Annotated in this window: 14 protein-coding genes; 10 read left to right on the top strand and 4 right to left on the bottom strand. The window is 76.9% G+C overall.

The annotated features are described in order from the left end of the window. The 3 genes from AC0CYZ_RS10220 to AC0CYZ_RS10230 form a co-directional block, all read left to right on the top strand. Positions 1 to 319: helix-turn-helix domain-containing protein (locus AC0CYZ_RS10220; RefSeq protein ID WP_472214870.1), on the top strand; the 319-nt coding region annotated here is incomplete at its 5' end. A 72-nt stretch (positions 320 to 391) separates the two neighbouring features. Further along, complete coding sequence (locus AC0CYZ_RS10225; RefSeq protein ID WP_472214872.1) at positions 392 to 3,196, top strand: ATP-binding protein; 2,805 nt, start codon at positions 392 to 394, stop codon at positions 3,194 to 3,196. 72 nt (positions 3,197 to 3,268) lie between these two features. Next, a complete protein-coding gene (locus AC0CYZ_RS10230) occupies positions 3,269 to 4,144 on the top strand; it encodes a class I SAM-dependent methyltransferase (protein ID WP_472214874.1) in 876 nt (291 codons plus the stop codon). Here the strand turns inward: AC0CYZ_RS10230 and AC0CYZ_RS10235 are convergent. Then, positions 4,104 to 5,102, bottom strand: coding sequence for an EamA family transporter (locus AC0CYZ_RS10235; protein ID WP_472214877.1), 999 nt, complete (start codon positions 5,100 to 5,102; stop codon positions 4,104 to 4,106). The two genes, AC0CYZ_RS10230 and AC0CYZ_RS10235, sit on opposite strands and share 41 nt — an antisense overlap. Before the next feature lie 95 nt (positions 5,103 to 5,197). Here AC0CYZ_RS10235 and AC0CYZ_RS10240 point away from each other — a divergent pair, with 95 nt between their 5' ends. The 3 genes from AC0CYZ_RS10240 (at position 5,198) to AC0CYZ_RS10250 (ending at position 7,191) form a co-directional block, all read left to right on the top strand. Next, entirely contained in the window at positions 5,198 to 5,866 is a 669-nt protein-coding gene (locus AC0CYZ_RS10240; protein ID WP_472214879.1) for a class I SAM-dependent methyltransferase, read from the top strand. 153 nt (positions 5,867 to 6,019) lie between these two features. After that, the gene (locus AC0CYZ_RS10245) at positions 6,020 to 6,577 is read left to right on the top strand and encodes a TetR/AcrR family transcriptional regulator (protein ID WP_472214881.1); all 558 of its coding nucleotides are present in this window, start codon (positions 6,020 to 6,022) and stop codon (positions 6,575 to 6,577) included. After that, entirely contained in the window at positions 6,577 to 7,191 is a 615-nt protein-coding gene (locus tag AC0CYZ_RS10250) for a TMEM175 family protein (RefSeq protein WP_472214883.1), read from the top strand. The genes AC0CYZ_RS10245 and AC0CYZ_RS10250 overlap by 1 nt, the downstream gene beginning before the upstream one ends. A 15-nt stretch (positions 7,192 to 7,206) precedes the next feature. Here AC0CYZ_RS10250 and AC0CYZ_RS10255 read toward each other — a convergent pair whose 3' ends face one another. Further along, positions 7,207 to 8,394 (bottom strand): zinc-dependent alcohol dehydrogenase, encoded by a 1,188-nt coding sequence (locus AC0CYZ_RS10255; RefSeq protein ID WP_472214897.1) that lies wholly within the window; start codon positions 8,392 to 8,394, stop codon positions 7,207 to 7,209. A 387-nt stretch (positions 8,395 to 8,781) separates the two neighbouring features. Here AC0CYZ_RS10255 and AC0CYZ_RS10260 point away from each other — a divergent pair, with 387 nt between their 5' ends. Both AC0CYZ_RS10260 and AC0CYZ_RS10265 read left to right on the top strand, forming a co-directional pair. After that, on the top strand, positions 8,782 to 9,357 hold the full coding sequence (locus tag AC0CYZ_RS10260) for a class I SAM-dependent methyltransferase (RefSeq protein ID WP_472214885.1): 576 nt from the start codon (positions 8,782 to 8,784) through the stop codon (positions 9,355 to 9,357). Then, on the top strand, positions 9,354 to 10,112 hold the full coding sequence (locus AC0CYZ_RS10265; protein WP_472214887.1) for an alpha/beta fold hydrolase: 759 nt from the start codon (positions 9,354 to 9,356) through the stop codon (positions 10,110 to 10,112). The genes AC0CYZ_RS10260 and AC0CYZ_RS10265 overlap by 4 nt, the downstream gene beginning before the upstream one ends. Positions 10,113 to 10,308: 196 nt before the next feature. Here AC0CYZ_RS10265 and AC0CYZ_RS10270 read toward each other — a convergent pair whose 3' ends face one another. Next, positions 10,309 to 10,623 (bottom strand): hypothetical protein, encoded by a 315-nt coding sequence (locus tag AC0CYZ_RS10270; RefSeq protein ID WP_472214889.1) that lies wholly within the window; start codon positions 10,621 to 10,623, stop codon positions 10,309 to 10,311. A gap of 84 nt (positions 10,624 to 10,707) precedes the next feature. Beyond that, a complete protein-coding gene (locus tag AC0CYZ_RS10275; protein WP_472214891.1) occupies positions 10,708 to 11,892 on the bottom strand; it encodes a patatin-like phospholipase family protein in 1,185 nt (394 codons plus the stop codon). A gap of 591 nt (positions 11,893 to 12,483) precedes the next feature. On the opposite strand from AC0CYZ_RS10275, the gene AC0CYZ_RS10280 reads away from it, so the two are divergent. Both AC0CYZ_RS10280 and AC0CYZ_RS10285 read left to right on the top strand, forming a co-directional pair. Beyond that, complete coding sequence (locus AC0CYZ_RS10280; RefSeq protein ID WP_472214893.1) at positions 12,484 to 12,834, top strand: hypothetical protein; 351 nt, start codon at positions 12,484 to 12,486, stop codon at positions 12,832 to 12,834. Between the two features lie 37 nt (positions 12,835 to 12,871). After that, on the top strand, positions 12,872 to 13,078 hold a 207-nt coding region (locus AC0CYZ_RS10285), incomplete at its 3' end, for a DUF2795 domain-containing protein (protein ID WP_472214895.1).

Here is a 13,078-nt window from a genome sequence, read left to right on the forward strand (position 1 = left end):
CCGGACGCAGAGCGTCTCCGGGTCGTGGCTGAGCCTGCGCGCCGCGCCGCTCGACGGTGCCCCGGGCCGCAGCGACGTCGTGGTGACCGTCGAGCCCACGCCCCGGGCGGCGCTGAGCCGGCTCGCGCTCGCCGCGCACGGCCTGACCGCGCGGGAGGAGGAGGTCGCCCTGCTCGTCCTGCAGGGCGCCGACACCCGGGCGATCGCCGGCACGCTGCACCTGTCCCCGCACACGGTGCAGGACCACCTCAAGACGATCTTCGCTAAGCTCGGCGTCACGAGCCGTCGGGAGATGACGGCCCGGCTGGTCCTCGCCTGAGGGTCCCGATCAGGACGGGCCCGGCATGGTGCACCCTTCCGGACGCCACGGCGCTCCGGGAGGCTGGGACGGGTGAGCCCTGCGCCAGGCCCCGTCCCCGGCGGGCTCGTCGGGCGCGGTCGCGAGCTCGCCCTCCTCGGGTCGTGGCTCGACCGGGCGCGGGCCGGGGTCGGCCGGCTGGTCCTGTGCGCGGGCGAGCCGGGGATCGGGAAGACCCGCCTCGCGCAGGAGCTCGCCGACCGGGCGCGCGCGGACGCCGTCCCCGTCGCGTGGGGCGCGTGCACCGAGGCCGAGGACGCGCCCGCGCTGTGGCCCTGGCGGCAGGTCCTGAGCGGGCTCGGCGTCGACCTCGCCGCCGTCCTCTCCGGTGCCGCCGGGTCGGTCGAGGACCGCTTCCGGGCCGTCGACGCGGTGGGCCGCGCCCTGCGGGACGCGGCGCGGCCCGCCGGCCTGCTCGTCGTGCTCGACGACGTCCACCGGGCCGACCCGGCGTCGTCGGCGGTGCTGCGCCACGTCGCCGTCGCGGCGCCGTCGAGCGGCGTGCTCCTGTTCGCCGCCCACCGCGACCGCGAACCCGGCCCGGCCGATCTCCTGCCGGACCTCGCGGGCGCGCCCGGCGCCGAGCGGCTCGACCTGCGACCGTTCGGGCTGGCCGAGGTGGCCGAGCAGCTGGCGGCGACCGCGCCGGGGACCGACGCGACGCGCGCCGCCGAAGTCCTGCGGGTCACCGGCGGGAACCCGTTGTTCGTCCGGGAGGTGGCCCGCGCGATCGCGGACGGCATCTGGCGCCCGGAGCGGCCCCCGCGCTCGGTGCTCGACGCGGTCGGGGCCCGCCTCGCCCGGCTGCGTCCCGAGGCGCGGGACCTGCTCCGGACCGCCGCCGTCCTCGGTCGGGACGTGTCGGTGCCCGTGCTCGCGGCGGCGTCGACCCGGCCGGTCGCGGAGTGCGGGGTGCTGCTCGACGAGCTCGCCGGCCACGGCCTCGTCGACCCGGTCGGCCCCGGGTCGTTCCGGTTCTCCCACGTCCTGGTCCGCGACGCCGTCGAGGCCGCCATGCCCACCCCCGAGCGCCTGGACCGGCACCGCGCCGCGGCCCGCGCGCTGGCGGAGGGCGACGGGGCCGCCGACCACGTCGCCGACATCGCTCGGCACTGGCGCGTGCTCGCGGCCTACGGGGACGGCGAGCAGGCCCGACGGTGGACGGTGCGCGCCGCGGACGACGCGGTCGCCCGGCTCGCCCCCGCCGAGGGCGCACGCCTCTACGGACTCGCCCTCGACCTGGGCGCGACCGGCGCCGAGCGGTGCCGGCTCCTCGTGGCCCGCGGCGAGGCGGCGTCGGTGGCGGGCGACCTCACCGCGGCCCGGGACGCCGCGGTGGAGGCGAGCCGGTGGGCGCTCGCGGCGGGCCGGACGGACCTGGCGGGTGAGGCCGCGCTCGTCCTGGACGCCGTGCCCGACCCCGCGATCAACGCGGTCGCCCGGGACCTCGTGGAGGGCGCGCTGGCGCTCGTCGCCGACGGGCACGAGGCGATGCGGGCCCGGCTGCTGGCCCGCCGCAGCCAGCTCGCGTTCTACGACGGCGACCAGGACCGGGTCGCGACGACGAGCGCGCGGGCACTCGCCCTGGCCCGCGAGCTCCCCGGCGCCGACCGCGACCCGGCGCTGTCCGCCGCCCTGCGCGCGCGCTACGAGGCGTGCCCCGGCCCGGCAGGGCTGGCCGAACGGGTCGGGCTCGCCGGCGAGATGGTCGCGCTCGGGCGACGCTCGGGGACTCCGCGCACGTCGATGTGGGGCGAGATCTGGACGGTCGAGACGATGGTCGAGTCCGGCCGCCTCGCCGAGGCCGCGGAGGAGCTCGCCGCCCTGGACGTCGCCGTCGAGCGGGTCGGGGGGCCGGTGGCGGCGTGGCACGCCGATCGCGTCCGGGCCGGCGTACTCCAGGCCCGGGGCCGCTACGAGCCGGCGGCGGCCGCGGCGCAGCGGGCGTTCGACCGGATGTCGCCGGTCGAGCCGGTGCCGGCCGTCGGGGCGTTCTTCGGGTTCCACGCGGCGCTCTCGACCCACGTCGGGGTCCGGCCGGAGGTCCGCCCGTTCCTCGACCGTCCCTTCGATCCGCCCCCGCGGTTCCGGGTGCAGTACCTCGTCGTGCGGGCGAGCGTCCTGGTCGCGGCGGGGGACCCGGACCGCGCGGCCGCGTCGTACGAGCAGGCGGGTCCGCCGTCGGGGTGGGAGCTGCCGGTGTTCTTCGTGGTCCCCGCCCTCACCTGCGCCGCGCTCGTCTGCGGGGCGCTCGGCCGCCACGGGGAGCTCGCCACCATGCTCGCCCGCCTCGAGCCCCACCGCGGCGAGCAGGTCAGCGGCGGCGGGGTGTTCAGCCGCGGCCCGGTCGAGCTCTCGCTCGGGCGCGGGGCGCTCGACCTCGGTCGGCTCGACGCGGCGGTGGACGACCTGCAGGCGGCGGGGGAGATCGCCGCACGTTGCGGAGCGCCGGGCTTCGTCGCCGAGGCCCGCCACCACCTCGCCCGGGCCCTCGACGCCCGCGGCGCTCCGGGCGACCGGGACCGGGCCGTCGTCGCGAACGCCGAGGCCGAACGGCTCGCCCGGGCGCTGGGGATGGCGACCTACGTCGGTCTCACCGCGGCGCTCGGCGACCGTCTCCGGGCCGCCCGGGAGCCCGGACTCACCCCGCGGGAGTCCGAGGTCGCCGCCCTCGTCGGCGAGGGACTCAGCAACCGCCAGATCGCCCGGCGCCTCACGATCTCCGAGCGGACCGCGGAGAGCCACGTCCAGCACGTCCTGACCAAGCTCGGCTTCTCCTCGCGCAGCCAGATCGCGGTGTGGAGCTTCGGGGCGGGACGTCCGCACCCGGCTCCGTAGTTCCGCGGATGCCTCGCCCACCGAGCGGCTCCTAGCGTCACGGCGACCGACGCCCGACCCGAGGAGACCGCCGTGACCAGCACCGACGACCGATCGACGACCGACCGGCTCCGCCCGGTCATGCGGCAGATGTGGGCCTCGGTGGCCGACCGGTGGGCCGCGCACGCCGACGAGGTGGACACCATGCGTGCCGCGGTCACGGTGGCCCTGCTCGAGCGCACCAGCCCCGGCCCCGGGGACCGGGTCCTCGAGCTGGCCGGCGGACCCGGCGGGGTCGGTCTGGCCGCGGCGGAGCGGGTCGGGCCCGGCGGCGAGGTCGTCATCACCGACGTCGCGGCGGAGATGACCGCGGTGGCTGCCGCCCGTGCGGCGGCGCGGGGGCTCGCGCACGTCGTGACCCGCGAGCGGGACCTCGAGGAGATCGCCGAGCCCGACGACGCCTTCGACGTGGTGCTCTGCCGCGAGGGCCTGATGTTCGCCGCGGACCCGGCCCGGGCGGCCGCGGAGATCCGGCGCGTGCTGCGTTCCGGCGGGCGGCTCGCCGTGGCGGTCTGGGGGTCGCGGGGGGCCAATCCCTGGCTCGGGCTGCTCTTCGACGCCGTCACGGCGCAGACCGGGCAGCCGGTCCCGCCCCCCGGGGTGCCCGGCCCGTTCGGGCTGGGCGACGGCGAGCGGCTGGCGGCGCTGCTGCGCGGGGCCGGTCTGGAGGAGGTCCGCGTCGAGGAGCTGGCCGTGCCCACCCGCGCCGAGTCGTTCGAGCACTGGTGGAGCCGCACCACCGCGCTGGCCGGGCCGCTCGCCGGGATGATCGCCGCGATGCCCGAGGCTCCGCGGGAGGCGCTGCGTGAGCGGCTCCGCGCCGACGTCGAGCCCTACCGGGTGACCGACGGCTACGAGCTGCCGGGCCTCACGCTGCTCGCCTCCGCGCGTCGTCCCGGGGCGGCGTGACCTCGCGCGGGGCGTCCGGCGGCTCGGCCCGGCGGATGAGCACGATCGCCGCGATGATCAGCACCCCGCCTGCCACCTGGGTCGCCGTGGGGCGCTGGGCGACCAGCCACCAGGCGCCGAGGACGGCGAAGAGGACCTCGCTCAGCCCGACGAACGAGGCCAGCCGTGAGCCCAGCCGCCCCACCGCCGCGATCCCGGTCAGGTAGGCCAGCGCGGTGGAGAAGGCCGCGACGAGCACGACGGCGACCCACCAGGGCGCGGTCCACCCGGCGAGGTCGATCGGTGCCGTCGTCGCCGTCAGCGGCAGCAGGCCGGTGACCCCGACCAGCACGACGACCGCGCTCCCCACCAGCGCACCCCCGGCGGTGAGCACCAGCGCCGGGGGGCCGGGGCCGTCGGGACCACCGCCGGCGTCGGCGGAGAGCCGGAAGTAGGCCGCCAGGCACACCGCGGCGCCCAGTCCCCACGCCACGCCGACGAGGTCGACCGACGCGCCCCGCCCGATGTCGAGCACCAGGGCCAGACCCGCGACGGCGAGGGCCGCGCCGAGGAACGTCGCGGGGCGCGGTCGGGTGCCGCCGCGCAGCCAGGTCCAGCCGAGCAGGAGGACCGGCGCCGTGTACTCGATGAGCAGCGCGACCCCGACCGACAGGTGACCGACCGCGCTGAAGTAGCAGACCTGCGCACCGCCCAGCGGGACCAGCCCGTAGACGATCACCGGGCGCAGGTGTCCGGCGCGCGGCCGCCACCCGCGGGCGACGAGGACCACCAGGGGGACGAGGAGCAGCACCGCGGCGCCGCCCAGCCGACCCAGCACCACCGCGAGCGGCGACCACCCGGTGGCGAGCAGGGACGCGGCGAACGGTCCGGCCAGCCCGAACGCGAGCCCCGAGGTCAGCGCGATCGCGAGGCCCGGGGTGGTGCGGGCCGGACGCTCGCCGGTCCCGGGGTACCCCACGGCGGGTGATCAGAGCAGCCGGTGGGGGAGCGGGGCAACCGGTTCCGCGCGAGGGGCGGATCGGCCTGTCGGGGGGCGGCTCTACGGTGCGCGGCGTGATCGAGCCCGAGTACCTGCGCAGCACGCGAGCCGGCTACGACGCGATCGCCGAGGACTACGCCGAGTGGTTCGCGCACGAGCTCGGCAACGCCCCGCTCGACCGTGCCGTGCTGGCGGCGTTCGCCGAGCTGGTCCGCCGCGACCACGAGGTGCCGGAGGTGCTCGACGTCGGGAGCGGGCCCGGCGGCGTGACCGCCCACCTGCGGGAGCTCGGGCTGGCCGTCCGGGGCGTCGACCTGTCGCCGGCGATGGTCGCCCTCGCCCGGCGCGGGCACCCGTCCCTCGAGTTCCGCGTCGGCGAGATGAGCGCGTTGGACGAGCCGGACGCGAGCCTGGCCGGCGTGGTCGCCTGGTACTCGCTGATCCACGTCCCCGAGGCCGACCGGCCGTCCGCGCTGGCCGAGTTCCGCCGCGTCCTCGCGCCCGGCGGTCACCTGCTCCTGGGCTTCCAGATCGGCGACCACGTCCAGCACCACGACGAGGCCTTCGGTCACCCGGTCGCCCTGGACTTCCACCGCCTTCGGCCGGACGCGGTCGTCGACCTGCTCGACGACACCGGGTTCGAACTCGTCGCGCGGACGGAGAAGGCGCCCGAGCGCGGCAGCCGGGCCCGGGCGCTGCCGCAGGGCACGGTGCTGGCCCGCCGCGGGACGCAGCCCCGTTGATCAGGGGCACGTCACGCCGCCGGAGACCGCGCCCACCCGGCGCGGTGTGCCCCTCGTGGTTGAGGTCGAGCCCCTCGAGGTTGAGGTCGAGCCCTCGAGGTCGGGGACCGGAACGTCGCTAGATCGCTCTAGTCAACGGGTTACGCTGCCGGTGTGGCCGCGCCCTCCACCCGAGACCGCATCCTCACCGCGACCGGCGAGCTGTTCCGGCGCCAGGGCTACGCCGCGACCGGGCTCAAGGCGGTCGTCACCGAGGCCGGGGCGCCGTTCGGGTCGCTCTACCACCACTTCCCGGGCGGCAAGCAGCAGCTCGCGACGGAGGTCATCCACGCGAGCGGGGCCTACTTCCAGGCGCTGGTGTGCGCGGTCTACGACGAGCAGCCCGACACCGCGGCCTCGGTCGAGGCCGTCTTCGTGGGCGCCGCGGAGGTCCTCGCGGCCACCGACTTCCGGGACGCCTGCCCGATCACGACGGTGGCGCTGGAGGTCGCGAGCACCGACGAGGTCCTGCGGCGCGCCACGGCCGAGGTGTTCGAGGCGTGGACCGACGCGCTGACCGAGCGGGTCGGCGACCGCGACCGGGCGCTGGCGGTGCTCTCGGCCCTCGAGGGGGCGTTCGTGCTCTGCCGGGCCACCCGCTCCACCGAGCCGATGCTGGCCGCCGGCCGGATGGCCGCCGCCCACGCCGGCCCCGCCACCGGGACCCCCTGATGCGGACCAGCCGGCTCGAGGCCTTCAGCGACGGCGTGTTCGCCATCGCGATCACCCTGCTCGTGCTGGACCTCGCCGTCCCCCCGCTGGCGGAGTCCGAGCGCGACGGCCTCTGGGCCGCCCTCGGCCGGGAGTGGCCGTCCTACTTCGCCTATCTGGTCAGCTTCCTCGTCATCGGCATCATCTGGATCAACCACCACACGATGCTGACCCTGGTCGAGCGGGTCGACCGGCCGATCCTGTTCGCGAACCTGGTGCTGCTGATGACCGTGTCGGTCATCCCGTTCCCGACGCGGCTGCTGGCCGAGTACCTCCTCGAGCCCGAGGCCCACGTCGCCGCGGCCGTCTACAGCGCCACGATGCTCGCCATGGGGGCCGCCTTCTACGCGTTGTGGAGCACGATCACGCGGCGCCCCGGGAGCCTGCGCCGGCCCCTCGATCCGGAGACCCGCCGGGCGACACTGCGCCGCTTCGGGGCCGGCCAGGTGCTCTACGCCGCCGCGATCGGACTGAGCTTCGTCAGCGCGATCGCGACCCTGGCCCTGCACGGGGCGCTGGGCATCTACTACTGCTTCGACCAGCTCACGCCCTCCGCGGGCGACGACGACCGCTGACGGGACGGCCTCGGCTCAGGCGGCGGTGACGATCGTCTTGGTCACGTCGCCCAGGACGTGCTCGCGCAGGGCCGCCGGGGCGTCCTCCCACGCGGCCACGGTCGTCGTCACGTCCTGGGGGCGCAGCTCGCCGCGCGCCACGAGGTCGAGCACCGCCGGGACGACGGTCCGGGTGTGGGCGCGCCCCAGGTGCAGCGTGGCGTTGCGGGCGAACATCAGTCCGGCGGGGATGCGCACGCCGCGGTGCAGGACCCCGGCGCAGCTGCAGACGCCGTCGGGGGCGGTGTGGGCGAGCGCGGTCCACAGCCCCCGCGAGGACGCGCTCATGTCCAGCGTCAGCGGCGCGCCCGGGCGGCCACGCAGGTCGGCCGGCGGGATGGCGGTCAGTCCGAGGCGCTCGGCGTGGTCGCGGACCGCGGGTCGGCGGTCGACGACGGTGACGCGGCGCGCGCCGAGGGCCCGCGCGACCTGCCCGGCGTAGAGGGGGCTGCTGGGGCTGAACACCGGCCGTCGCCCGAGCCCGGCCACGATGAGCACCTCGGCGTCCGGGTCCCGGGCGAGGACGGCGGGCAGGTGCGGCGCGACGTGGCGGTAGCCGTCGCAGACGGTGTCCGCGACGCTCGCGGCGGCCACCGGGTCGACGCCGTCGGGCAGCCCGACCAGCATCCCGTCGGCGAAGGGGACGGTCAGCCGCTCGCTGAACACCCCGCCCCAGTGCCCGCCGGCGACGCCGAAGCCGTACATCGAGATCGGGGGCACCGCCGTGCAGTTGCCGGTCCGGCCGGAGAGGCATGCCGCGCATCCGCCGCAGCTGATCTGGAAGGGCACGACGACGCGCTCGCCCGGGCGCACCGTGGCCACCTCGGCACCCACCTCGAGGACCTCGGCCACGCACTCGTGGCCGAGCTGCAGCGGCAGCGGGAACGACGTCCGCCCGAGGGCCAGCGGGCGGTCCATGTCGCACGTCGCCATTGCGAGCGGCCGCACCACGGCCGCCCGTGGCGCCGGGGACGGGGGCCCGGGGACCGACACGAAGCCCACGCGACCGCCGGGCCGGACCACCAGCGCCCGCATCCGCGGCCGGGTGGGACGACGACGCTGGGCGAGGCGGTCACGGGCGTCGCGCACCAGCCGGTCCCGCCGGCCGGCGGCGTCACGCTCGAGTGCCGCCGTCCCGGCCGCGGCCGACATCGGGCTCAGCATTGCCACCGCGTGGCCCACCCAGCCCCGGGGGCGATGGCGCACCTCGTCGCGGGACCGGTCTGTCGGCACGCTGTCCCCCCACCACTAGGTAGATCGCTCTAGCGCACGGTAGCGGTCGGGATGCCGACGGAACAGTGCGGGCGGGGGCCGGACTGTGACCGATCCGACGTCGTCGTGCCCGGGGCCTGGTCCGGGGTTTGCCCCCACATCACCTTGGGGGACATCGCAGCCGTCCTCGAGAGACCGGGGACCGAGGTCCCGACGTCTCGCGGCGCTCGGCGGGTGTCCCGACCCGCCCGGTGCGACGCGAGGACGACGCGGGCGCCGCGAGGCGACCCGTCGACGGCGACCGAGGAGTCCCCCCGTCGCCGTCCCCGGGAGCGCACCGTGTCCGACGTCCTGACCTTCACCCGCGAGTTCGTCCGTTCCCCCTGGACGACGGCCTCGCCGCTTCCCACTTCGGCCGCGGCGTGCGATGTCGCGCTGGACCCGCTCCCGGCCGAGGGCGACCCCGTGGTGCTCGAGCTCGGTGCGGGGGCCGGGGCGACCAGCGCGATCGTGCAACGCCGGCTCGGCGGGCGGGGCCGCCACATCGCGGTCGAGCTGAACCCGCGCCTGGCGTCGGTGCTGTCCCGGCGGCACCCCGACGTCGAGGTGGTCTGCGACGAGGCGGTCGACGCCATGGCGGACCTCGCCGCCCGGGGCACCACGGTCGACCTCGTGTTCAGCACGCTGCCGATCAGCCTCGCGGAGGACCGTTCGTTCCTCGTCGCCGCCGGCCGGCTGCTGGCGCCGGGCGGCGCGCTCTCCCAGGTCCAGCACAGCTGGACGCGGGTCCTACCGTGGGCGAAGGCGGCCGAGCGGGCGCTCGCCGAGGCGTTCGAGGAGGTCGTCGTCAGCCGCACGATCTGGCGCAACGCGCCCCCGGCCACGGTGACGATCGCCCGCCGGCCCCGCGGGTGAGCCGCGCGCTGCGACGACGCGCGCCGTGGGCGCCCCCGTCCACGTGGCAGCGCGGGGACGCCCCGCCCACCGTGGTCGCGGTGCCGGGCCTCGGCCTGTCCGTCGAGGGGTGGCGCGCGCCGGGGCTGGTGATCGCCGGCATGCGGGGGACCGGGTTCGCCGCCGTCGCCCTGCCCGCCCACGGCCTCCCGGCCCGCCGCGGCGAGCCGCTCGACCCCGTCACCTCGGCCGGGCGCCTCCTCGCGCGGCTCGACGAGCTCGGCGCGGGACGGGTGGCGCTGCTCGGGCACTCGGCGAGCTGCCAGGTCGTCACCGAGGTCGCCCGCCGGGAACCGGACCGGGTCGCGGCCCTGGTCCTGGTGGGCCCCACCACCGATCCCCGCGCGCCGACGTGGCCCCGGCTCGCCGCCCGCTGGCTGGCGACGGCGGCGCACGAGCGGCTCGGCCAGGTCCCGCTGCTCGTCCGCGACTACAGCCACAGCGGGCTGGTGACCTTCGCGCGGGCGATGGACGCCGCCCGCCGCCACCCGCTCGCGCCGATCCTGTCCGCGCTCGAGCAGCCGGTGCTGCTCGTCCGCGGCCCGGACGACCGGATCGCCCCGCAGTCCTGGCACGACGACCTCGCCGCCCGGCGCCCGGGCATCGAGACCGTCACCCTGCCGGCCGGCGGGCACATGGTGCCGATCACCCATCCGCACGACCTGGCCACCGCGGTCGTGCCGTTCCTGGCCCGCCACGCCGCGCCGTCGTCCTGACCGTGGCCGAGGTCGTGCTCCTCGTCGGCCTGCAGGGCTGCGGGAAGACGACCTTCTACCGGCAGGCACTCGCGGGCGCGCAACGCGGCTCGGGCGGACCCGGTGCCCGACGTCGGGCTGCACGCGGCGCTCGCACGCTGGGAGGAACCGGACCCGGGCGACGGCTTCGACGTGCTCGTGCGCCACTGACCGCGCGTCAGCGCTCCCGCTCCAGATGGGCCCGGACGGCGGTCCCGTCCTCGCTGAGCCAACCCTTGCTCCTCGCGTACGCGAGCATGCCCTCGAAGTCGGCGTCCCAGCCGTCGGGGACCCGACCTGCGGCGAGCCGGCGCAGCGTCGCCACCGGGATCATGACGTGCGCGCCGTCGACGAGGAGCTCCCCGGCGTCGTGGTCGGCCAGCACGGCGTTCAGCCGGTCCGCGGTCAGCCGCTCGCGGTAGGACGCGTAGAGGTCCGTGGTCACCTCGGGCTGGTGGAGGGCGACGCCGTCGCTGGCGATCGTGAGGTACATGGCGCTCCAACGGAGGTCGTGGGTTCGGGTGCGGCCGGGCGTGCCGAGTCTCCCCGTGTGCCGCCGTCGACGCCCGCTGCGTCGTCAGGGAGGCCCGGCGGCCGGCCACTGCTCCGACGCGGGATGCGCCATCGCCTCGAGGGCGTCCTCCCGCCCGCGCGCGATCTGGGCCGTCGCGTAGTCCGGGTCGAAGAACACCAGGCTGAGCAGCTCGTCGTGCCCGGAACCGTCGCCGCCCGCGGCGAGGAGCCGCTCGATGGGCCACGTGACGTCCCACGGCCCGCGGCGTCGGGACCGGTACGCCTCCGCCGCCAGGCACGCCAGCTCGCCGTCGGTCGGGGCGACGACCCGGAACGGGATCGGGCGGTGCGGTCCACCGTCGGGGAGCGGGACCGGTGCCAGCTCGCGGATCAGCGCGTTGTGCCGGCGCAGGGCCACGACGTCGTCCCCGAGCGCGTCGGTCAGGACCGCCCGGACCGACACCGCGGCCGCGAGGTCGATGTCGGGCTCCGGGGTAGCGCCCTGGTCGGGGACCCGCCCGGGCACCAGGGAGTGTCCGGAGATCACCAGCAGCTCCGAGACACCGAAGCGCTGGGCGGCCTGCAGGGGCGCGTTGAGGCGGACCCCGCCGTCGATGTACCAGCCGGCCGCGCCCGGGGTGTCGATGCGCACGGGCGGGAAGAGTGCGGGGATCGCCGCCGAGGCCAGGACGTGCTCGGTCTCGATGCGGGCCTCGACGACGTCCGTGGCGTGCATCGCGTCGCCGGTGGGCTGCCGGCCGGCGACGAAGAGCCGGGTGCGCCCCGCCGCGCCCCGCGGGGGCACGACCGTCGCCGCGACCCCCAGCGACCGGATCCGCGGGCCGCCGACGAGCGCGTCGGTCGCGGCGGCGTCGAACCGCGCGTCGGCGATGGCCCGGAGCGGCCCGACGTCGAGCACGCTCGGGATCCGGCCCGCCGGCAGCCCGAGAGCGCGGCCGGCGAGCATCGCGCCGGTGCGCGGGAACGTGAGCACCGGGTTCGTGTAGACCTCGTGCACCTGCTGCCAGACGTCGGCGACCCGCTCCCCGGAGTCGGCGCCGTGCTCGGCGAACTGGGCCAGCAGCGCGACCGTGATGGCGCCCGAGCTCGTGCCCAGCAGCACCAGCGGACGCTCGGGTGGGAGTGCCTTCATCACCTCCGCGACCACGCCGGCCTCGTAGGGCCCGCGCGCGGCGGCCCCCGAGACGACCAGACCCAACGGCCCGTTCCCTGCACCACCCGTCGTCATCGGGCCGGACTCTTCCAGCAGAGGTCTCGGGTCCGCGGGCGGGCTGGAAATCTCCACCAGGGTCTTGACTGAATCTGCAGGTCGAACTAGAAGTAATAGCGGGTCCAGGAGAGGGGATCGCAGGGCTTCGGTCGCGACCGGAGGAGGTGTCCGTCGTGGTGATCGACGTTGTCGACCGTGTGCTCGAGCTCGACCAGACCACCGTCGACGCCGAGTTCGCGGCGATCGTGCTCGCCGAGGCCCCGTGGGGTGCGTCCGAGGCCGCGCCCGCCCCGACCCCACCGCGCACCGCGAGCACGACGGGCCTCGCGCCGACGCCGCGGCCACCCCGGCCGTCTCCTGGCGGCACCGACAGGCGGCACGCCCGTGCCGCCGGTCTCCGGGCGGGTCGGCGACGAGCCGGCTCGGGGGCGCGCTCCCCTCCGTGTCGGCGGTGATCGACGGACCGCCTGCCCACCGACCCCGGACGAGCCCGGGGCCCGACGGGACGATCGACGAGCGGCCGGACGCCGCACTCCTTCGACAGCAGGATCGTTCCCGCCCGGCCCCGGGCTCCGGGGCTCCCCGTCCTCCCGACCGAGAGGAGCAGCCGTGGGCCTGGCCCGCGTGTGGATCGAGACCCTGGATGACGGCCTGGTGCGGGCCGACCAGGTCGTCGAGGTGCTCGCGCACCAGACCGCGGCGTTCGCGGGCAAGCCCGGCCGGTGGTTGCTCGACGTCGTCCTGCCCGTGAGCCAGGGCGCCGGCGCGGCCGGCCAGTGGCACGTCGCGGCCTCCCACCGCACGCTGCGCCAGACCAGCAGTGAGCCGCGCGGCGCGGCGCACCGGCTCGTCGAGCTGCTCTGCCGTCTCGACGCGGCCGACGCGGCCGGGATCGTCAGGACCGAGCGGTCCGACGACATCACGTTCAGCTTCCACGCCTTCCCCGCGCCGGACGCGTGAGCGTTTGCCCGACGGCGGGGACCGGCAACTTTCCTCCATGTCCAGCGTGACCGACCGCGCCCGCGAGGCGCTGAGCGAGACCGAGTTCCCCGTCGACCGCAACACCCTGATCGTGCGCGCCACCCAGCACGGCGGCGCCGCCGACGACGTGCTGCACGCGATCACCGTGCTGCCGGAGGGGATCTACGGGTCGCTCGACGAGGTCGTGGCGGGCCTGCGCGCGGACCACGAGCAGGGCGACGAC

The sequence above is a fragment of the Actinomycetospora sp. genome, from assembly GCF_055612215.1.

What these genes read in the sequence shown, in the direction of transcription:
- AC0CYZ_RS10275 (WP_472214891.1), bottom strand. Translation starts at nt 11,892, where the DNA reads ATGACGACGGGTGGTGCAGGGAACGGGCCGTTGGGTCTGGTCGTCTCG.
- AC0CYZ_RS10255 (WP_472214897.1), bottom strand. Translation starts at nt 8,394, where the DNA reads ATGCTGAGCCCGATGTCGGCCGCGGCCGGGACGGCGGCACTCGAGCGT.
- AC0CYZ_RS10250 (WP_472214883.1), top strand. Translation starts at nt 6,577, where the DNA reads ATGCGGACCAGCCGGCTCGAGGCCTTCAGCGACGGCGTGTTCGCCATC.
- AC0CYZ_RS10270 (WP_472214889.1), bottom strand. Translation starts at nt 10,623, where the DNA reads ATGTACCTCACGATCGCCAGCGACGGCGTCGCCCTCCACCAGCCCGAG.